Consider the following 19,562-nt stretch of genomic DNA (forward strand, 5'->3'; position numbering starts at 1 on the left):
TCGTCATGGCTTCGATTGGACTACTTTCTGTGTTCTGAAACTCTGATCATGTATTTCGGGATACACTAGGTAGGGATCGGGCTTGATTGCGCGGCGCACCTTCGTCTTGATGACGAATTCACCACTTTCATCGACACGTGCGATGCGTGATTGAAGGTAGGTATGATTATTGTCCGGGTCGATTTTAATCTGTCCCTGCGGAGCATCGAATGCCGAACAAAGTAGTGCATCATGAAGACCTTCTGTATCCATCTCGCCAACCTCCTCGAGAGCGGCGGCGAACATGTGCATTTGGCTGTATGCTGCCTCGCAACAGCTGGTGACATCACGAAGCGTACCAAATTTTTGATTGTAAGCCTTCAAAAATTTCCGGTTTGCTGGCGAGTTGATCGCCCGGAAATAAGGTGCAGCGGTGATATGCCCGAACGCCGCCTCGGTCCCTATTGCTGCGATCTCTGCTTCATTCGCCGTCAAACTGGCGATTGGGCAAGTGTCCCCATCCCCGCCAGCTTCGTGGTAGGCACTATAGAAATCGATGCACATTTGCCCCACCACAGTAGAGAAAATTGCATCAGGTTTCATTTCCAAAATCTCACGCGCAATTTTCGCGAACCCTTCGGAGTTGGTATTAAAACTCAAATACCGCTCATCCAAAATTTCTCCCCCACCCTGTCGCAAGACGTTCCGCATAACGCGGTTTGATTCATGCGGGTATATATAGTCAGAACCCACAAAGAAGATGCGTTTTCCAAACGTATTCATCAGGTAATTTGCCAAGGGCACGCTATTCTGATTGGGAGTTGCGCCGCCGTATATGACGTTAGGTGAATACTCGAAACCCTCGTAAAGGGTGGGGTAAAAGAACAACGCATTTCGCCGCTCAACCACCGGCAGGACCTCTTTGCGAGACGAAGACATATAGCAACCGAAGAGTACTGTAATTTTGTCATCTACGATCAATTTTTCGGCCATTTCACCATAGCGGGAAACGACCGATCCGGGATTGTAGCTGATCGGTTGAATCTTTCGTCCTCGCACTCCTCCGCGCGCGTTGATTTCGTCTATGGCAAGAAGGCTGCCGTTAAGTTGAGATTTCTCGATAATCGATGTGACGCCTGACGTCGAAAAGAGAATACCAACTTTCCAATTCTCCGGGATGCTCACAAATTTGATCCTTTTCAAATATGCCTAAATTCAATACCGCTGTCACTTCGGTACGCGGCCAATCTCACTGGACCGTCTGACGTTTCGGCGGATACGCCGAGTTGCAGCAAAAACGTCGCCAAAGGAAATTCTAGATGCCGACGCATTGCGCGACGCAACCCGCGAGCACCGAAGCGCTTGTCGTACCCCTCTTCAGAAAGGAAAGTGCGAACAGATTTCTCCATGATGACATTAACGTTATGCTTACGCAATCGTCGGTTAAGATGCTGTAGTTCCACATCGACGAGGTCTGGCATCGTCTCACGTCCGAGCCAATTGAAAGTATCGATATGATCGATACGGTTCACGAATTCCGGCGGGAAACGTTCCAGCAATTCTTTCATCACGATGTCATGCGCCCGTGTCCGCCGGTCCTTTTTCTGTCCCGACAGCCTGGCCAGAAGCCCAGAAGGCGCATCCTCAAGTGACATGAGTTCACGTGCACCAAGATTGGAGGACATGAAAATGATTGCATTGCGGAAGGAGAATGTTCGCTCGCCCGAAGCGACTGTCAGGATCCCGTTGTCGAACACATTGAGGAGCGCCAAAACCACGTCTTTGCTGGCTTTTTCCAATTCATCGAATAGCACGATGCCGGGAAGATTAAATGTGCCTTCAATTTTTTCCTGATCAAGGATCGTCGTTCCCTCCTTCGAACCGACATAGCCCGGTGGAGCCCCAGTGAAAGATGCGGCGTAATGTTCTTGCGCAAGCGTATTCATATCGATCCTGCACATCGCATCCGCGTCACCATACAGCGCGCGTGCGACTGCACGCACAGTTTCTGTTTTGCCAACACCGGTTGGGCCACAGAACAGGATCGATGCTAATGGCTTGCGCGGATCGCCAATGTCGGCACGCACGACCTGAAGAATATCCAGCACCTCCTCCAGCGCGCTGTCCTGCCCAATAATCGAACTGCGCAATTCGCGCTCAATCACATCCATGTCGAACGAGAACCGCGAGTTCAAAAAGCTGGCACGCTTCTTGTCGCCCTTGTGGCTGATGTCGCGAGTGTTCTCATCGGCAAGAGCACTTTTCAGATGTTCTTCGCGCTGCAACGCATGCAAGCGATCGGTCATAAATGGCATAGAGGCTGTCCTTCAGAATGGTTCTTGTCGTGGCAGCACGGCGCCAAAAGGCGCCGTGCATTAAGACCGTTGATCATCCAGCCTCTTTTTCTTTGGCCCCCGTTGGCAAGCTGCCCACCGGGCATTGCGCCACACCGATAGTATCGCGAGTAAATGCTTCTACATCTTCGCGGGTTTTTTCAGCATCGTTCACCCAGTTGCGGTAAAACTCGAACGGACAATCCGCGACGCCCTTATCCCCATCGCCCGAATTGTGCATGCCGGTATAACCGCGATGCAATAGCTTGAAGAGGTGGTTCTGCGACTGATCGTTCTTGCGAGCATCGCGAATCTGCGACACCGAGAGTTGCGCATACTGGATGCCCATTTCTTCGGTGCCACATTCACCTAGCGTGCGGCCATCGAAGCCAATGATGGATGAGTGCCCGAAGTAGCTGTAAACCCCGTCGAAACCAGTCGCATTTGCAACTGCAACATAGCAATTGTTCGCCCAAGCCATGCACTTGGCCATAGTGATCTGCTGTTCTTTGGCGGGATACATATAGCCCTGGCACCGCACGATCAGTTCGGCGCCGCGCATCGCGCAATCGCGCCAGATCTCAGGATAGTTGCCATCGTCGCAGATAATCAGACTGATCTTCATGCCTTTGGGGCCTACGGCCACATGGGTGCTGTCGCCGGGATACCAACCCTCGATAGGACACCAAGGCAGGATCTTCCGGTAAGTCTGGACGATCTCACCCTTGTTGTTCATCAAGATAAGGGTGTTGTAGGGCGATTTTTTGGGATGATCCTCGTGGCGCTCACCTGTCAGCGAGAAGACGCCCCAGACATTGGCTTTGCGGCAGGCACGCGCGAAGACTTCGGTTTCATCTCCGGGAATGGTGACTGCTGTCTCCATCATCTCATCAGAGTCATACATGATGCCCTGAAGGCTATACTCAGGGAACACCACCAAATCCATGCCAGGAAGCCCTTGCTTCATGCCGATGATGATTTCAGCGATTTTCTCAGCATTTTTCATGACCTCTGCGCGAGTATGCAGACGCGGCATCGTATAGTTCACGACCGCGACACCAACGGTGTCATCGCTGCTCGAAATATCTCCGTGTCTCATGTTTTGTCCTTTCCTTTTAACGGGTTGGTTATGTTGGTGAGCCTGCGTTTTCAGAACGTCAGGTGCTCCTCCACTACGGAGTCTGTCAGCTCGGACGAAGTGCCGCTTAGAACGACGCGCCCCTTGTCGAGCACGAGAAAACGATCTGACGCAGCGCGAGCGAACGGCACGTTCTGCTCCACCAAGATGATGCCCAACCCTCGCTCGCGGTTGAGTTGGATGATCGCATTCTCAATTTGTTTGACGATATTGGGTTGAATGCCTTCGGTGGGCTCATCCAGCATTAGGATTTTAGGGTCCATCGCCAAAGCGCGGGCAATCGCAAGTTGCTGCTGTTGCCCACCCGAAAGTTCGCCTCCTCGGCGCGATATGAAATCGCGAAGAATAGGAAACATGTCGAACAGGTATTCGGGTATCTCGCGCTTGCCGTCGGCGCGCGCGAAGGTGCCCATCAGAATATTCTCGCGCACCGTAAAGCGCGGGATGATTTCTCGTCCCTGCGGGATATAGCCGATACCATGCAAGGCCCGCTGTGGAGTACTGCATTTTAACAAGTCAGCGCTGCCAAACCGAAGCTCACCTTGGCATCTGTCGGTCAGGCCCATTATGCTTTTCAGCAAAGTCGTTTTCCCGACGCCGTTGCGACCCAGAACCGAAAGGAATTCGCCCGGATGCAGGTCGAATGAAACTCCCTGCAGGACAGGGCTTTTTCCATAATAGGAATAGAGGTTATTCGCGCTTAGATTGTCCATTTCTCAGTGTCCCAGATATGCAGTCTTTACTGCCTCGTTTGTCTCGATTTCCTGGACCGAGCCTTCGGCCAATTTCCCGCCCTGGTTCATTACGATGATCCGATCGGCGACCGTCCGAACGAAAGACATGTCATGCTCGACCACGATCAGCGTGTGATTGGCGCTGAGAGAACGAAAGATATGCGCGGTTCGGTCTGTTTCCTGGATGGTCATGCCGGCTGTCGGTTCGTCCATCAGGATCAAACGGCTGTCCTGCGCGATCAGCATTGCAATCTCTAGCCATTGCGTTTCACCGTGTGACAAACTTCCGGCGGCCTCATCCACCTTATCTACCAGCCCTACCAGATCGAGTATTTCGCGCATTCTAGCGCTGCGACGCATCGCTGGATGAGTCAGCGCATGCCAGATGCTGGGCTTCATCGACCGCGCAACAGACAAATTCTCGGCTACGCTTAGCTCCTTGTAGACCGAGGGCACCTGAAACTTGCGGCCAATCCCCAACCGTGCGCGTTGAAATTCCAACATTTGCGAAATCTCGACACCTTGAAACAGAATTGAGCCACCGGTGGGTTGGGTCTTGCCGCAGATCAAATCGAGCGTTGTTGATTTTCCAGCTCCGTTTGGGCCCAGCAAGCACAGGACTTCTCCCCGGTTGACATCGAAATTCAACCCGTCCACGGCGCGCAATCCACCAAACGTCACATGGAGGTCCCTAACTTGTAGTTGTATCATGATCAGTTCTCCTGCTTTGCATTGCCAGAAACGTCGGAAGTTGTCCCTGTGGACGGAGCAGATTTACGTTTGACAGTACGGAAAGCGTCGACAATCACGCCGTAGATGCCGCGCGGCATGAACATGACTACGAATAGGAACATCACGCCCAAGATCATGTGCCATCCCTCGACGAAGACGTCGGATAGGCTTCCTTCGGCGAGGTTCACCAAGATCGCGCCAATAGCGGCGGCCAACACCGACTCGCGCCCACCGACAGCGCACCAGATAACGATGCCCAAACTAAACGAAACACTCATGTAGGTGGGGGACGCGAATTCCAGAACCAGTGTATAAAGCATCCCCGACAAGCCAGCCAGCGCGGCAGAGATGCAGAAGATAACTGTCTGATAATTCGCGACGTTATAGCCGAAATAGCGCGTCCGATCGGCATCTTCTCTGATCGCTCGCAAGATCAGACCGAACTTGGCATGTGTCAGATAAATGCCGAAAGTCAACGCCGCAACTAGGCATATCCCGACGAGATAGTAAAACGATACGCTGTAGATATCGACGGTCCAACCAAACAGCACCAACTGCGCCAATCCGGTTAGCCCGTTCTGCCCACCGGTAAATCCCTGCTGTTCAACGACTAGCAATTGGAATGCTACGAGAAACGCAAGCGTGATGACGGCGACGAAAACACCAGCGATGCGCGCGCGAAACATAAAGATTGCGATCAGCCCACCTACTGCAGCCGGGATCAGCAACCCAGCCAGCAGCGTGAAAATCAGCGAGTGGAAGGGGGCCCAAAGCGCAGGCAGCACGTCGATGTTGTTCCAGCCCATAAAGTCAGGCAAGCCTTCGCCGCTTGCCTTCAGCTTCAGGTGCATCGCCATGGCGTAGGAGCCAATACCGAAAGTCGCCGCCTGCCCGAGGTTCAGCAAACCTGCGGTGCCCCAGGATAGCGCTAGCGCCATCGACACGATGGCCAAGCTCAGATAGCGGGAAAAGGTATTCAGTTCGAACCCGTCATAGCCAAAGAGGGCAGGTACGCCAAATAGGATCACCCCTGCGAATAGAGCCAGTGCAATGAGGTCATTTGATAGTCTCGAGGTCATCGAGTTTCTCCTTAACGGCGAATGTCGGAAGGAAAGAGACCGCGCGGACGGAACCTGATCAGTATGATAATTCCGGCCAGAACGGCGATACGGCCGAGCGTGTCATTGAGGACGATTGAGAAGAGTGCCGTGACCTCACCAATCAGCATCGCGGCCGTCGCGGTGCCGATAATGCTGCCAAGCCCGCCGACGATCACAACCAGGAAAGCATCCACCACCAGCCCTGTGCCCATTGTGGGGATCGTGCTAAAAAGTGGCGTTATGAGGGCTCCGGCAATTCCGGCTAGACCCGCTCCATAGGCAAAGGTAATGGAGTAGACCTTCTTCGCCTCAATCCCATAACATTCGGAAATACCCCGGTTCTGAATCACGGCGCGAAGACGCATCCCAAATTCGGTGCGCGTCATCAGTAGCCAGGATACTCCGAGGACCGCGGCAGAGAATGCAATCACGAACAGACGGTAATTCGACATCACCAGAGAACCGATCTCGACATTTCCGGATAGCCACTGCGGTCCGCGTACAAAGTGCGATTCCGTCCCAACCCCCAGTGTGATCGCCTGTTGTAGAATGATGCCGATACCCCAGGTCGCCAAAATCGTGTCTAGCGGTCGCGTATACAGGCGCTGCACGATCACTTTTTCTATCACCCAGCCGACGGCCGCGACTGCGACGAAGACCAGCGGTATTGAAGTTACAACGCCAAGCCCGGCAAAGCTTTGGAGCGCCCAAGTCGCATATGCGCCAAGCATCACAAACTCGCCATGCGCCAGATTGATCACCCCCATCGTTCCGTAGATGATTGCCAGCCCCAGCGCGATGATCAGCAAGATTGAGGCCATACTCAGCCCTGCGAATACCTGATTAAAGACTACGTCCATTGGACAGCCCTCCATTGGTCCAGATCGAATGACGATCTGGACGCTTTTGCTTTCTCAGTCTTCAGATGACGACCGGTTAGATGTCAGGTCTTGACCAAACCCTTGCCCGTGCACTCTTGCCCCGGATAGGCCGCATAGGGCGCAGGAACGACCCGAGTCTCGGATTGTAGAATGATCTTGGCCTGTCCGTCAGACTGCCACTGACCGACCTTGGGCCAGAGATGGGTGTGCAAATTCTCATCTATTTCGATTTCACCCTGCGGCGCCTTCATCGTCATACCCACTGCTGCATCGCGGATCGCAGCCGGGCTAATGTTCGCCGGGTCGAGGGCCTCAAGCGCCGCTTTGAACTGATAGACTTGAAAGTAAGCCGCCTCGCTGACGAAATGAGTGACCTGATCTCCACCAAACCTAGATTTGTAATTCTCGACGAACCGTTGGTTTTCAGCCGTATCGTGCCCCATGAAATAGGGCGCAGACGAGAAATGGCCTGCCGCTGCTTCGCCCCCGATAGCCCTCACTTCGACCTCTGAACGGGTAAGGCTAACGACCGGCATCTTGGCGGGATCCAATTCGGACGCATGGTATTGACGCGCGAAGGCTACGTCTGAATCGCCGACAAGTGTCGAAAAGATAACGTCGGGCTGCTGAGCGCGGATCCGATTGATCACTGAACTAAAATCCGAGTGGCCCATCGGCATGTATTCCTCATGCACGACCTCACCGCCCAGCTCATTCAGCAAGATGCGACAATAGTTGTTCTCTTCTTTCGGGTAGACGTAGTTGTTCCCCAACATATAGAATTTCTTACCGAAATTTTTGACCAGCCAAGGAAGAAGGATGTCTTGCTGCTGGTTGGGCACCGCGCCACCATACATTATGTTCCGCGAGCATTCGCGACCTTCATACAGGGTCGGATACCAGTACAGGTTGTTGCGCTGCTCTGCGATTGGCAACACGGCCTGACGGCTGGACGAGGTATACGAGCCAAACACGCTGACGCATTTGTCGCGGATCATCAAACGACGTGCGCGGTCGGCATATGTGGCCGGATCTGATGCAGGATCTTCAATGATGGCCCGCAGCGGCTTGCCATGCACGCCGCCCGCGGCGTTAATCTCTTCGATCGCCATGAGCGCGGCATCGTGCAGCGTGTGCTCGACTACGGCAACGGCGCCTGTCAGCGAAAACAGCAAACCCACCGGGATGTCATCGCCTGCCGCATAGGCACGGCTGACGCCACTAAGCAATGCAGGCACGGACAATCCGCTGGCCAGCCCCATTGTGCCGACGGCCCCCGCTCCTCCCAAAAACTCCCGTCTCTTCATTATTTCTCTCCCTGTTTTACGCGAACACATCATCCCAAAACGCAAAAAAGCTCCCAATCGCAGCAGAACGCTGAGACTGGGAGCTACTTTGCTCGTGTATCTTATGAGTTCGCAGTTGAACTCGCACTAAACCTTCAGCAGAAACCGATTCTGTGCAAGAAAATTATTTTCAATGCACGTTTTTAGTTGCAATCCTTTCCACGCTGCCACTTTACCGAACTAGCCTTGTTTGATCTCCCCCCCGAAATTCGGACACTGACGTAAGCTGCGATTTGTTGTCTGCTGATCTTCGACACGAAGGAGTTCAGATATGTCGAAACGGAAGCAACATCGCACAGAGTTTAAGGCCAAGGTCGCGTTGGAGGCGCTGAAAGGCGAGGAGACAGTCAGCGAGCTAGCAAGCCAGTTTGGATTACCGGCATGCGATGCATAGCATCAGGTAGCGAGCCCAATCATTCATCATCTTGCGGCGTTTTTCGTTCATGTCACCGCGTCAATAAGACGCCTCCACCGGGTTGCTGATCCGATGCGCGAGTGCCGCCTCTGCCATGTCACCGGGGTAGTTGGCTGTCTAACGTCAGCGCCTATGTGGCCAAATAGGATAAATTGATATGAGAGAGTTTCTGGCTCATCGTAACCACCAAGGAGTGAAGATGAGACAGAAACGCGGAACCAAGCAGAGCCAAGGCGAGAAGGTCTTGAAAGACATCTACCGTTCAACCCGCTAAGCAAGCAGTTCGCTCCTAGGAACGGGGTCATTCCGCACCGTCTCAGGTCCCGCCCCCCGCCCGGACCCGAAAATGACGAGGCCCTTCAATTCAATGGCGATTCGACCGCGTTTTCGCGAAGTATTGTCCAAAAAATTGGCAAAATACGCATAATTCTCCACTCGGCCCGCCCGAACAGAATCAAAAATTTGCATTTGTAAACGAATCATGCCAGCACTTTTTTAAGCGCAAGTCCAAAGACGTACCTGTGCTTTATATCGGCAGCTAAGCCTCGAACTCAGTCGACAGCGATTCGGCGAGTCGGGGCTTTTTTCATTTTTGTTGCCCCCAACACTCCATCCGGCGGGAAGGAAACATCACAAGGCACAGACGTTCGACCCCGAAACGCCCCTCTCGGCACATTCCGCCCCTGCGGAATTCCCTTGCCGGCAAGGTGGATCATAATGCCCCGATCAAAACGTTCGTCCGTTTGGGCGCCCATCGGTATCACCGGCGGGTAAAGGGTCATCGCATGCCTTGAAAAAACAAATTCGCGGGAAAAATCCGCGCCTACAACAACAGCGAGGTAATGCAATGTCTGAATCAATCAAGCACCTTGAGCCCGATGAGCTCGAGAAAATAGAAGAGAACGTCGACCACGCCCTAGGCGAAGAATACGAACATGAACCAGTGCCGGCCAAGGCCCGGCGAAGCATGTTCTCTATCACCATGGTCTGGATGGGCTTCCCGATGATTATCACCGGGGCAATGACAGGTTCGATTCTCGTGCTTGGCATGGGCTTTGCCTCCGCGCTCAAAGCGATGATAATCGGCAACCTGATCATGCTGTTCTATGTCGGCCTGCTGGGCCAGTTGGGCGCCCGCAAGGGTCTGAACTTCGCCCTACTCGCCAGCATAGTCTTCGGGCGCAAGGGCTATGTCTTTGCTTCTGGACTGCTATCGACCCTCTTGCTGGGCTGGTATGCGGTACAGACCGGGATTACCGGCGCGCTGGTCAGCTCGACCTACGGCCTAAACTACGTTGTCATGACGGTGATCGCCGGCGCAATCTATATCGGCATCACCTTCGTCGGAGTGAGAGGGCTGCATATCATCGGCACAATCTCGGTGCCGCTTTTCATCGTTCTCGGTTTATGGGTCGCCGGGGATGCCGCCGCCACCTCAGGGTGGGACGCGATTATGGCCTATCCAGGAAACAACGGAAGCGCCACCATGACCATGGGGGTCGGCCTGACTGTTGTCATTGCACTATTCATCGACGCCGGCACCGTTTCCGCCGACTTCAATCGCTGGGCTGCGGACAGCAAAAGCTCGTGGGTCGCAACATTCAGCGCCTTCCCCTTTGCCAATCTCGTCGCCATGCTGGTCGGTGGCGTGATGACCGCCGCACTGGCCGTGCCCGATGCCAACCCCTTTGGCACCGACAACATGTTCGGCTACATGAATGCCCAACAGATGACCTGGCTCAGCGCCTTGGCCTTCCTGTTCCTCTATGTGAACCTCGGCTCGGTCTGCGCCCACTGTCTATATAATGCGGCCACCGGCTGGTCTCGTATCCTGCGCAGTCATATGCGGCTGTTCGCAATCATCTTGGGCGCGATCGGGATCGTCATCGCCGCGACCAACGTCTGGGCCTTTTTCATTCAGTGGTTGTCGCTGCTGGGTATTCTGGTGCCGCCGATCGGGGCGATCATCCTGGTCGACCAGTACCTGATCCGGAAGGGCTCCGAGATCGAGGCTGACTGGCGCGGCACCGCCTTCCTGGCGTGGGCTTGCGGCTCGGCTGTGGCCTTCATCGTCGAGTGGTATTTGCCGCATCTGTCCACAGCGATCTCTGCTGGCCTAGTGGGCGGAGCCGCTTACTATGTGTTTAGCTCCCTCGCCAAGGATAAGGCACGCGCGTAGCCTCAACGAAACTGTTCCGGGTGTGCTGCGGCCCCCGCCGCAGCACACAGTTCAACCAAAGGATCCTACCATGACCCAAGACTACGAAATTTTCGATCTCGGCACCTTCAAGTTCCAATCTGGGCTCGCCGTCCCGGACTGCAAACTGGCCTACAAGACATACGGTAAGCTCAATGCAGCCAAGGACAATGTCATTGTCTACCCGACATGGTACTCAGGCCAGCACTATGACAACGAATGGCTGATCGGTAAGGGCATGGCCCTCGACCCCGAAAAGTACTTCATTGTCATCCCCAACATGTTCGGAAACGGCCTTTCGTCCTCTCCGTCGAATACGCCCGAACCCTACAATGCCGACCGGTTCCCCGATGTCACGCCCTATGACAACGTGATGGCGCAACACCAGTTGATCACCGAGAAACTCGGAATCGACAAGATCCGCTTGGTGACCGGCTGGTCCATGGGAGCTCTTCAAACCTTCCATTGGGGCGCTCTTTTCCCTGACATGGTGGATCTGATCGCGCCGTTCTGCGGATCGGCTAAATGTTCGCGCCACAACTACGTCTTCCTGGAAGGCGTCAAGGCCGCCCTGCGCGCCGATGCCGCCTGGGAAAGCGGGCGCTATACGAGCAAGCCTGAAAAAGGCCTGCGCGCCGTGGGCCGTGTCTATGCTGGTTGGGGCCTGTCCCAGACCTTCTACCGCGAAGAACTCGATCTCAAGGCACTCGGCTATGCCTCGCTGGAAGATTTCCTCATCGGCTTCTGGGAAGGTTTCTTCTTACCCAAGGACGCGAACAACCTGCTGACCATGGCCTGGACCTGGCAGCACGGTGATATCAGCGACAACGATCTCTATAACGGCGACTACAAGGCTGCACTCGGGGCAATCAGGGCAAAAGCCTATGTGATGCCCGGCCAGACCGATCTGTATTTCCCGGTCGAGGACAGCCAGAATGAAGTGGCGAACATGCCCAACGCCGAATATGTCCCGGTTCCCTCGATCTGGGGACATTTCGCGGGTGGCCCGGGTACAAACCCTGAAGATGTGACTTTCATTGACGAAAAGCTTAAAGAGCTTCTGGCGAGTTGATCTGCGCCATCCTGACGACCCGGAGCGGCGCCTTTCAGGCGCCGCTCTTGCTTTCACGACAGATCGCCTGAGAAACTGACCAGCAAAGCGATTCCGAAGTGGCAACAGGATCGCAAGATCGTAAGCGCCCCGTTGATACCGCAGCTTACGCGGCTTGACTGCCCATTGCTGATGCCAGCGGCGCCCAATTCCAGGGCAACAATTCATCCAGCCGGTTGATCTTGTGATCGTGGATACGGTCGAGGATGTCAGCGAGATAGGCCTGCGGATCAAGGTCGTTGAGTTTGGCTGTCTCAATGATGGTCATGGCGCGCGCAAGGGTTTCTGCGCCGGTATCCGCGCCCGCGAAGAGCCAGTTTTTTCGTCCAATTCCGATTGGGCGTAGGGCACGCTCTGCTGGATTGTTATCGATCGCCACACGGCCATCGGCCAGGAACAAGCTGAAGGCTGCCTGCCGATTGAGACCATAGCGGAAGGCCTTGGCCAGATCGCTTTTGCCCGGAATGCGCAGGAGCTGCTGTTGGGACCATGCAAAGAAGTCTTCGACATGCGGGCGGCTCAACTTTTGCCGTGCCGCATGGCGGACGTCAGCGGGCTGGCCGTTGATGTCGCGCTCGACATCGTAGAACTTGCCGATCCGGTCGAGCGCCTCGCGGGCGATCTCGGATTTGGTCGAAGTCCAGAAGTCATGGAAGTCACGGCGCAGGTGCGCCCAACAGGCTGCCTCGCGCAAACGCGGTGTGCCATCGGGTTCAGGCGCGTAGAGCTTGGCATAACCTTTGTAGCCATCCGCTTGCAGGATGCCGCGCGCATCGGCCAGATGGCCAAGAACGTGCTCTTCCTTCCAGTCGGGCGCAAAGCGATAGACAGCACCCGATGGCGATGCCCCCGCCCAAGGCCGTTGGTCACGCACATAGGCCCAGATCCGGCCTTGCCTGACGCCTTTGCCAAGCCCTTTGTCGCGCAGGCTGCGATCCAGCACCCGGATCGGCGTATCGTCAGCGTGCAACAGGTCGCTGCTCATAATGTCGGCCTCGATCCGCTCAATCAGCGGCGACAGGGTCTTCATCGCTCGTCCGCACCAGCCGACCAGAGTGCTTTCGGGAATGTCAGCCCCCATGCGGGCGAAGATCTCGTGCTGGCGATAGAGGGGAAGGTGGTCGTCGAACTTCGAGACCAGCACATGCGCCAATAGGTTCGGCCCCGCCATACTGCCCGGGATCGGACGGCTGGGAGCCGGTTCCTGCACCATCCGCTCGCAGCGGCGGCAGGATTTCTTGATCCGGGCGATCTGGATCACCTTCATCTGGGCGGCGATCATGTCCAGCAATTCGCTGACATCTTCGCCCACCACGCGCAGATCGCCGCCACAAGCGGGGCAGCAGGCACCGGGATCAAGCTCGCGGCGCTCGCGCGGGGTCGCATCCGAGACGCGCGGGCGGCGGCGTAAAGCGGGCGCAGAAGGTTCATCAATGGCGGGCTCGTCGTGCCCTTCGTCGATGGGCGCGTCATCCTCCTCGGCCACCGCAACCAGCAGGTCTTCCAGTGCCAATTCCAGTTGTTCGATCTCGCGCTCGATCCTTTCGGAGGACTTGCCGAAGGCCATTTTCTGGAGCTTGGCGATCCGCAAGCGAAGAGCCTGAACCAGTTGGTCATGGACCCGCAACGTCGCCGACATCTTGGCATTCTCTGCCTCGATCCGGGCGTTTTCCGCCTGCAAAGCTGCGATCATCGCCCTCAATTCGGCGGGATCGTCAGGCAGATTTTCAGCAGGTTTCGACATGGGCCTGACTACCAAAAATCAGGGGAAAACACCATATAAATAACGCGAATGAGGGCGTAAAACTACCCGACACGCGCGGGAGGAGCGCCCCAATCCGGGCGTCGCCAATCGATCCCCTCCCAGAGCATCGCGAGCTGCGCAGAGGTCAGCCGCACCGCGCCATCCTTGGCGCTCGGCCAAGGGAAACGGCCACGCTCCAGCACCTTGTAATAGAGACAAAATCCCTGACCATCCCAATACAGCAGCTTGATCCGGTCACCACGGCGCCCCCGGAATGCAAACACGGCCCCACTGGCGGGTTTTTGACGCAGCACGTCTTGGGAAAGTGCCGCCAGCCCCGCGATCCCCTTTCGCATATCTGTTACACCGCAGGCCAGATACACCCGAACACCAGTCCCAGGCCCGATCATGCGGCTTCGACCGCTCGGATTAGGGACGTCAGTGCGGCTGGGTCCATGGCGCTGTCAAAGTGCAAACTGCGGCCATCCCGCAAGCGTAACTCAACCACGCTCGATGGCGGCGTTTCGGCCGTTGAAGGCTGCATCACAGGAACTCTGGCCGCCACTGGAATGTCCAACGGAAAGAAGACCGCCCCGGCCGCAGGCGACCACAGGCCTTTCTTCTTGAGCTCATGCCGCCATTTGTAAATCTGCTGCCTGGTCACCTCATGACGCTGCGCCACCTGTGTCACCGTTGCTCCGCCAATCCCCACCGATGTGACGATCTCGAGCTTGTCCTCATCTCGCCAAAACCGTCGCCGCTCCACTCCAAGAATTTCGCCACGCATCGCAGACCCCGCATAAGACACGTCGTTAACGACGTAGTTAAACACGTGTCTTAGATCATCGCCCCAGCGTCAGGCAGGCGGTGCCAATGGCGCGGTTACGCAAGATCGAGCACGCACTGCTTCGTACCCGGTGTGGATATGCCGTTAAAATCATATCAATGTTACTGAGAAACTCCGTTGAGCGCTCCATGGAGAAACTCCCTAATAATCTATCCAATAAGGCTGAATCTCAGATCAGAAGCGCACAAGGAAGGTGGGGTGGGCGCATCGCTAACCTTCAACCGTGCGAATGACCTCTAGCTTCTCAGATGCGGGATACCTCATTCCTCGCTCTCCCCAACCCTGTCATACTTTTTTTAAGCAGGCGGTTTTCCTAAGTGAGGTCGGCCACGCATTCCTTCAGAGCCAGCGCCTCGGGTCGCAACTCCTTCACCTCAGGCGATGTCGCCTGACTTCTCCGCATCGATTTAATCTCGAAGTTTGGCCGCATTCACAAACCGCATCACGCAGTAGCACTCGGACTCACCAAAACACGGAGAAAGATCATGATGTCTGAGCAACTGATGAAGCGCCGCGATGTAGAAGAGTTGACCGGTTTCTCGCGGACAACGATTTACCGACTGATGTCGGAGGGAACATTTCCCCGCCCCCTTAAAACGAGCGCAAATAGCGTCCGCTGGCGGCTGAGCGACCTTCAATCGTGGATGGACACCTTGTCCATCACCTCGACACCGGGAGTGCATCAATGAACGGGATCGCACAAAACACTTCGACCGGCGGCTACAACCCATTCACAGCATCTATGGTGACCGGAAGTGGGGTGCATGGTGGCCCGAATGGCTCAATGAGCTATGAGGAGTTGGTCTCAGCTGCGACGCGGCTGGCAGACGACGAGAGCCGCTTCGACTGGCCTTGCCTCCCAAAAACGAGCGCCCAGTGGCTTCTGCCCTCCGTATACCCATCCCGTAAAGCTGCGGATCAGGTGAACTTTGGCTCATTCGCAGCGCTTATGGTCGATATCGATGGCGGCAAGGCGACATTCACGGATGTGGCGCAAGCCGTCTTGGCTGCGACAGGCGGCGCTGTGGCGCTCGTATACTCAACCAAGAGCGCTACCTTTTCGAATCCCCGCTGGCGCGTCGTCATTCCACTAGAATGGCCCATTTCTGGTGCTGACTATGCCGACACCGCCTTAGCACTCTACAGCCTCATCCGAGAGGCAAGCGCGGGGCGTGTACAGCCAGATGACGCCGTGGCGCGGCCAGGTCAGATCTCCTTCATCCCAAACGCGCCAGATGGCGACCCTCGGGGGGAGGACTACCTCGCCTTTGCTGGAGAAATTGGAGATGACCCCGACTTTGCTCTAGATCTGACCGACGACCATCTGATTGTTCGTCGCCGTCAGATCCTGTGCAAACAGAGACATCAGGAGGTTGAAGCCGCAGCGACGCAGGCGAAACAACGGCGAAAAGGCGGGGCGACACTTATCGATCGCTTCAATGCCCGCCATAGCATCGCCGATCTTCTGAAGGCCTATCGATATGACCAGGGAACGGATCCGTCCGGCAGGTGGCCTACCATGCACTGGCGCTCGCCCTATCAAACTTCGGGAAGCTATGCGACGCGCCTCTATCCTGCGGAAGAGGCTATAGAGCGGTGGGTGAGCCTCTCAGGAAGCGACGCCAAGCGCGGGCTGGGAGCCAAAGCTGCCAGCGGGGGGGCAAGGTACGGCGATGCATTCGACCTTTATGCGCACTTCAGCCACGATGGGGATACTGGTGCGGCACTGGATGCTTGGAAGGCGCAGTGCGACGATGAACGGCATGTCGAGGTTGTACAGGGCTTAGCCCGCCTACGGGAAATGATCGCCGCGCAACGCGATCGGCTGCGCGCTCTCGGCAAGGCGCACACCCCGGCGAGAAACAAAGACACCAATAACATTATTAATACACTTCGCAGGCCGGGGCGACGCGGCAAAGAAGGGGTAAGAACATGAAAGACCTCGATAACGACGTTGAGCGGCGCTCCGTCCTGGCGGAAGTTGAAACTGACGATACCAGCTTAGCACTGGCGTGGATCGCCACCGAAGGGGGCGGGGCAGGGGAGGGCGCCGAAATACTCCGCAGCAGTGATGGCTTGATCCGATGCTTTGACCACCAAACGGGTATGTGGTGCATAGAGGAAGAAACTTTCATTCGTCGTCGCCTCTCTGAATTCCTATGTGATGTTGCCGATTTCAAGCTGGTAGAGGCTGACGTGAAGTTTAACGAAGGTGAGATAGACAAGAGGGAGCGCAACGCTGCGAAGGCGCTGCACAAGAACCTCCGCTCGCAGACGCGTCTCAATGCCGTCTGGCAGACGGCAATAGTTCATCTCGATACGGCTTTGCTCGAAGACTTCGACGCGGACCCGGAACTCTTGGGTACGCCAGGTGGTGTGGTTGATCTGAGGACTGGTGAGATCAGACGCCCCACTGCGGGCGATATGGTTACGCAATTGACTGCCTTTGCACCGGCACCTGCTGGGACGCAATCGCCCCGTTGGGAGCATTTCCTATCCGGGGTCTTTGACGAAGATGCTGAGAAAATCGAGTTCATCCAGCGGGTGTTTGGCAGCACACTGGTCGGCGATGTCTCGCCGCAGAAATTCGTCGTGCTGTATGGTCCGGGAGCAAACGGCAAATCGGTTCTGCGCGACGTCTCGGGACGACTTGCAGGATCGTATGCCGCCACCGCGTCGGCAAAAGTTTTCATGCAAAGCAATGGTGATCGGCACCCAACGGAAATCGCATCGCTCGCAGGCAAGCGCCTTGTGTTGGCGAGCGAAGTGCCCACGGGACGTTCGTGGAACGATACATTGCTGAAAGACCTGACAGGCGGCGAAAAAATGACTGCACGCCGGATGCACAAGGACGAGTTTTCATTCACGCCCTGCGGCACAGTGATCTTCACCGCTAACACCCTACCGTCGTTTCCGGGGGCGCAAGAGGCGATGTACCGACGAATATTGTTGGTACAGATGCTGCGGCAGTTCTCAGTGGATGAGCAAGATCCGAACCTTGCAGCCAAACTATTCGAAGAGGAGGGGGCTGCAATCCTAGCGTGGATGATCGAAGGTGCACGCAAGTTCCTGGCAGACGGCGGCGGCGCTCAGGGGTTAAGAATCCCACAATCAATTATCGACGCGACGCGGACTTACTTCGAAGAAGAAGACATTGTACTCCAATATCTCACAGAAGTGCAGAGCAGTGCAGTGAGCATGAACAATTGGCATGAGGGCGCGTTCCTCAGCTACGGGGATTTGCATCACGAATTCAGCCAATGGGCAGGCCGCAACGGCCATAAGTCAAGGTCTGTACGCAGTCTTTCCAAGACGATCCGTGAGAACGCCGAGCGCTATGGGCTCTCTGAAAAACGTGCAAACGCGGCGCGCGGTGTTCAGGTTGAGCATCGTTTGGCCGAGCTGCCGACGATTGGGCCCAAAACGCCAGCCAGACAAACTACCAATCGGCATTTTCGTGCGGTGGATAGTCATGCGGAAACGGGTGACGGAAAGGGTGACCGGCAGGTGATCAAAATGGAGAATAAGTGACGGAATCTGGTGCTGGATCATGTCGCCCTCGTGGGGGGGGGCGGCGCCGACGAGTTTTGGCAGTCGCCAACGTTGGTTTTTGGTCACCACAGTCACCAGTTCGTCACGTTTCAGTCACTAAGTAAGTTCATGATTTAAATGTATAAAATATGAATTGGTGACGGAATGACTAATTTTCTACATGTGACTGTAAAGAGAGAAAATAAAGAACATAAGATGAATACAAGTATGCATAATGTAGAGCCACAACTACCTCGGAAATTTCCGTCACTTCCGTCACGGGCAGCCCCTGAACCCTACGATGGCGTTCCGGCAGCGCCACATCTCTACTCCCCTCGCTGGCGCTGGGCCGCAGCCTCATCGCCGTCCCCTCCGGTGCTGGGCGGGGCACCGCAATGCCATCCACTCGATATCCTTGGCAATCTTGATCCTCCGCCTACGGCGGCGTCCACGCACTGCACTTTTCCAGACGCCGCTCTGGGCGCTACGGAGCGGTTAACGCAGGCGTTTGGTGCGCCGCCCTTCGCCGTCCTGCTGGCAACCCTTGCCACGTGTGAGGCAGCCCTCCCCGTGGATCTCCCACGTTCCTCCGATGAGCCAGTGATCAGCGTCGGTTTATTTGGCCCTGGTGCCGCCGCAGCCCGTCGCGCCGCGGTGTCGATCCACCCCGAAGCAGCGCAGAATCTGATTGACCTTTACGCGGCGCGGGGCGCGCCCGATGCCCCGAATGAGGACCCGCTCCCCCGGGGCGCATGGCCGGTTCTCTGCCCAGCTTATCTGCCAGCCATACCTTTGGCAGCATTGTCTCCAATGCCGCTCTCAAAACTGCTCGCTCAAAGCCCCCAAGAAAACCAACACTGGAGAGCATTCACCGCCGACCGCGCGAAATGTAGTTACCGGCACCTGCTCATGTCGATCTGTGCAGACGACGTAGAGGCACTGCACCTCCCGCCTGACGTCCGTCGACGTGTTACCGCGCTTCCCCGTCTGATGGACCGCCTATACGCCGCGCTGAGCGTTCTTGCCCCCCTCGACGGCGATCACGGGTCGATGGAACGGTTTGGGCTTGAGGTGGGGGGCAGCCTCGCAGAAGAATTGGCCGAGACAGCCTTTGAACTGACAATGATCGCCCGTACGCATTTGATTGCTTTCTACGCTCGGATACGTCCAGCTCGCACCGGGCCGGTTCATCGCGCCGCGGCTGCTATGCTGCGCCACCGTCCATCCCTCGTTTCTCCGACAACACTGACTTCAGAGATTAGCTGGCAAGATTTACGCATCTTGGAGGCCGCTGGCTGGCTTGAGCCACGAGACGAAGAAACTGCACTCGGCTTGGCTCATCGTTTTATGCCATCAGCGGCATTTCTTGCGCTTAACCTTCCGACATTACCACGCAAACGCCCCCACAGCCCAAAACCTATCAGCGTTTTGCATGACCAGCACATTCGCATCTGAGACCCCTCCAAGGGATCTG

The 19,562-nt window shown here is 56.0% G+C and carries 18 protein-coding genes and 1 pseudogene; 6 read left to right on the forward strand and 13 right to left on the reverse strand.

Translation table 11 applies throughout. The features are described from left to right. Positions 1-3: 3 nt before the first annotated feature. From ACN0SD_RS04835 to ACN0SD_RS04875, 9 genes are all read right to left on the reverse strand, one after another. Positions 4-1,164, reverse strand: a complete 1,161-nt coding sequence (locus tag ACN0SD_RS04835; RefSeq protein ID WP_417807088.1) for a transporter substrate-binding domain-containing protein — start codon at positions 1,162-1,164, stop codon at positions 4-6. Between the two features lie 14 nt (positions 1,165-1,178). Next, positions 1,179-2,294: an AAA family ATPase gene (locus tag ACN0SD_RS04840; protein ID WP_417807089.1), complete on the reverse strand. Its 1,116-nt coding sequence runs from the start codon at positions 2,292-2,294 to the stop codon at positions 1,179-1,181. A gap of 73 nt (positions 2,295-2,367) precedes the next feature. Then, positions 2,368-3,411: an aliphatic amidase gene (locus ACN0SD_RS04845; RefSeq protein ID WP_417807090.1), complete on the reverse strand. Its 1,044-nt coding sequence runs from the start codon at positions 3,409-3,411 to the stop codon at positions 2,368-2,370. A gap of 50 nt (positions 3,412-3,461) precedes the next feature. Beyond that, positions 3,462-4,163, reverse strand: a complete 702-nt coding sequence (gene urtE, locus ACN0SD_RS04850; RefSeq protein WP_417807091.1) for an urea ABC transporter ATP-binding subunit UrtE — start codon at positions 4,161-4,163, stop codon at positions 3,462-3,464. Positions 4,164-4,166: 3 nt separating this feature from the next. Continuing rightward, on the reverse strand, positions 4,167-4,895 hold the full coding sequence (locus ACN0SD_RS04855) for an ABC transporter ATP-binding protein (protein ID WP_417807092.1): 729 nt from the start codon (positions 4,893-4,895) through the stop codon (positions 4,167-4,169). Between the two features lie 2 nt (positions 4,896-4,897). After that, the gene (urtC, locus tag ACN0SD_RS04860; RefSeq protein ID WP_417807093.1) at positions 4,898-5,995 is read right to left on the reverse strand and encodes an urea ABC transporter permease subunit UrtC; all 1,098 of its coding nucleotides are present in this window, start codon (positions 5,993-5,995) and stop codon (positions 4,898-4,900) included. An 11-nt stretch (positions 5,996-6,006) separates the two neighbouring features. Further along, positions 6,007-6,891: an urea ABC transporter permease subunit UrtB gene (gene urtB, locus ACN0SD_RS04865; protein WP_417807094.1), complete on the reverse strand. Its 885-nt coding sequence runs from the start codon at positions 6,889-6,891 to the stop codon at positions 6,007-6,009. A gap of 68 nt (positions 6,892-6,959) precedes the next feature. Then, positions 6,960-8,204 (reverse strand): transporter substrate-binding domain-containing protein, encoded by a 1,245-nt coding sequence (locus ACN0SD_RS04870; protein WP_417807095.1) that lies wholly within the window; start codon positions 8,202-8,204, stop codon positions 6,960-6,962. Positions 8,205-9,209: 1,005 nt separating this feature from the next. Continuing rightward, the gene (locus tag ACN0SD_RS04875; RefSeq protein ID WP_417807096.1) at positions 9,210-9,518 is read right to left on the reverse strand and encodes a hypothetical protein; all 309 of its coding nucleotides are present in this window, start codon (positions 9,516-9,518) and stop codon (positions 9,210-9,212) included. Here ACN0SD_RS04875 and ACN0SD_RS04880 point away from each other — a divergent pair. Together ACN0SD_RS04880 and ACN0SD_RS04885 are read left to right on the forward strand one after the other, a co-directional pair. Further along, the gene (locus tag ACN0SD_RS04880) at positions 9,506-10,837 is read left to right on the forward strand and encodes a purine-cytosine permease family protein (RefSeq protein ID WP_417807097.1); all 1,332 of its coding nucleotides are present in this window, start codon (positions 9,506-9,508) and stop codon (positions 10,835-10,837) included. The two genes, ACN0SD_RS04875 and ACN0SD_RS04880, sit on opposite strands and share 13 nt — an antisense overlap. Before the next feature lie 70 nt (positions 10,838-10,907). Next, a complete protein-coding gene (locus ACN0SD_RS04885; RefSeq protein WP_417807098.1) occupies positions 10,908-11,927 on the forward strand; it encodes an alpha/beta fold hydrolase in 1,020 nt (339 codons plus the stop codon). 145 nt (positions 11,928-12,072) lie between these two features. Here the strand turns inward: ACN0SD_RS04885 and tnpC are convergent, their stop codons facing one another. The 4 genes and pseudogenes from tnpC to ACN0SD_RS04905 all read right to left on the reverse strand — a co-directional run. Then, positions 12,073-13,710, reverse strand: coding sequence for an IS66 family transposase (gene tnpC, locus ACN0SD_RS04890; protein WP_417807099.1), 1,638 nt, complete (start codon positions 13,708-13,710; stop codon positions 12,073-12,075). A gap of 62 nt (positions 13,711-13,772) precedes the next feature. Further along, on the reverse strand, positions 13,773-14,120 hold the full coding sequence (tnpB, locus tag ACN0SD_RS04895; RefSeq protein WP_417807100.1) for an IS66 family insertion sequence element accessory protein TnpB: 348 nt from the start codon (positions 14,118-14,120) through the stop codon (positions 13,773-13,775). Continuing rightward, positions 14,117-14,497, reverse strand: a complete 381-nt coding sequence (tnpA, locus tag ACN0SD_RS04900; RefSeq protein ID WP_417807101.1) for an IS66-like element accessory protein TnpA — start codon at positions 14,495-14,497, stop codon at positions 14,117-14,119. The genes tnpB and tnpA overlap by 4 nt, the downstream gene beginning before the upstream one ends. A 276-nt stretch (positions 14,498-14,773) precedes the next feature. Beyond that, a pseudogene (locus ACN0SD_RS04905) lies at positions 14,774-14,945 on the reverse strand (IS3 family transposase); the annotation flags it as partial. A 97-nt stretch (positions 14,946-15,042) separates the two neighbouring features. Between ACN0SD_RS04905 and ACN0SD_RS04910 the strand changes: the two are divergent. The 4 genes from ACN0SD_RS04910 to ACN0SD_RS04925 all read left to right on the forward strand — a co-directional run bounded on the left by ACN0SD_RS04910 (position 15,043) and on the right by ACN0SD_RS04925 (position 19,543). After that, on the forward strand, positions 15,043-15,246 hold the full coding sequence (locus tag ACN0SD_RS04910) for a helix-turn-helix transcriptional regulator (protein ID WP_417807102.1): 204 nt from the start codon (positions 15,043-15,045) through the stop codon (positions 15,244-15,246). Beyond that, a complete protein-coding gene (locus ACN0SD_RS04915; RefSeq protein WP_417807103.1) occupies positions 15,243-16,493 on the forward strand; it encodes a hypothetical protein in 1,251 nt (416 codons plus the stop codon). The genes ACN0SD_RS04910 and ACN0SD_RS04915 overlap by 4 nt, the downstream gene beginning before the upstream one ends. Further along, positions 16,490-18,088 carry a DNA primase family protein gene (locus tag ACN0SD_RS04920; RefSeq protein ID WP_417807104.1) on the forward strand — a complete coding sequence of 533 codons (1,599 nt, stop codon included), beginning with the start codon at positions 16,490-16,492 and terminating at the stop codon, positions 18,086-18,088. Before ACN0SD_RS04915 ends, ACN0SD_RS04920 begins: the two co-directional genes overlap by 4 nt. Positions 18,089-18,688: 600 nt before the next feature. Next, on the forward strand, positions 18,689-19,543 hold the full coding sequence (locus ACN0SD_RS04925) for a hypothetical protein (protein ID WP_417807105.1): 855 nt from the start codon (positions 18,689-18,691) through the stop codon (positions 19,541-19,543). The last annotated feature ends 19 nt before the right edge of the window (positions 19,544-19,562 follow it).

The organism is Thioclava sp. (assembly GCF_048263065.1).
Lineage (GTDB): Bacteria > Pseudomonadota > Alphaproteobacteria > Rhodobacterales > Rhodobacteraceae > Thioclava.

Coding starts and splice junctions, on each gene's coding strand:
- tnpB (WP_417807100.1), bottom strand. CDS start 14,120: ATGATCGGGCCTGGGACTGGTGTTCGGGTGTATCTGGCCTGCGGTGTA.
- ACN0SD_RS04840 (WP_417807089.1), bottom strand. CDS start 2,294: ATGCCATTTATGACCGATCGCTTGCATGCGTTGCAGCGCGAAGAACAT.
- urtC (WP_417807093.1), bottom strand. CDS start 5,995: ATGACCTCGAGACTATCAAATGACCTCATTGCACTGGCTCTATTCGCA.
- ACN0SD_RS04845 (WP_417807090.1), bottom strand. CDS start 3,411: ATGAGACACGGAGATATTTCGAGCAGCGATGACACCGTTGGTGTCGCG.
- ACN0SD_RS04915 (WP_417807103.1), top strand. CDS start 15,243: ATGAACGGGATCGCACAAAACACTTCGACCGGCGGCTACAACCCATTC.
- ACN0SD_RS04880 (WP_417807097.1), top strand. CDS start 9,506: ATGTCTGAATCAATCAAGCACCTTGAGCCCGATGAGCTCGAGAAAATA.
- ACN0SD_RS04910 (WP_417807102.1), top strand. CDS start 15,043: ATGATGTCTGAGCAACTGATGAAGCGCCGCGATGTAGAAGAGTTGACC.
- ACN0SD_RS04870 (WP_417807095.1), bottom strand. CDS start 8,204: ATGAAGAGACGGGAGTTTTTGGGAGGAGCGGGGGCCGTCGGCACAATG.
- ACN0SD_RS04920 (WP_417807104.1), top strand. CDS start 16,490: ATGAAAGACCTCGATAACGACGTTGAGCGGCGCTCCGTCCTGGCGGAA.
- urtB (WP_417807094.1), bottom strand. CDS start 6,891: ATGGAGGGCTGTCCAATGGACGTAGTCTTTAATCAGGTATTCGCAGGG.
- urtE (WP_417807091.1), bottom strand. CDS start 4,163: ATGGACAATCTAAGCGCGAATAACCTCTATTCCTATTATGGAAAAAGC.
- tnpA (WP_417807101.1), bottom strand. CDS start 14,497: ATGCGTGGCGAAATTCTTGGAGTGGAGCGGCGACGGTTTTGGCGAGAT.
- ACN0SD_RS04885 (WP_417807098.1), top strand. CDS start 10,908: ATGACCCAAGACTACGAAATTTTCGATCTCGGCACCTTCAAGTTCCAA.
- tnpC (WP_417807099.1), bottom strand. CDS start 13,710: ATGTCGAAACCTGCTGAAAATCTGCCTGACGATCCCGCCGAATTGAGG.
- ACN0SD_RS04855 (WP_417807092.1), bottom strand. CDS start 4,895: ATGATACAACTACAAGTTAGGGACCTCCATGTGACGTTTGGTGGATTG.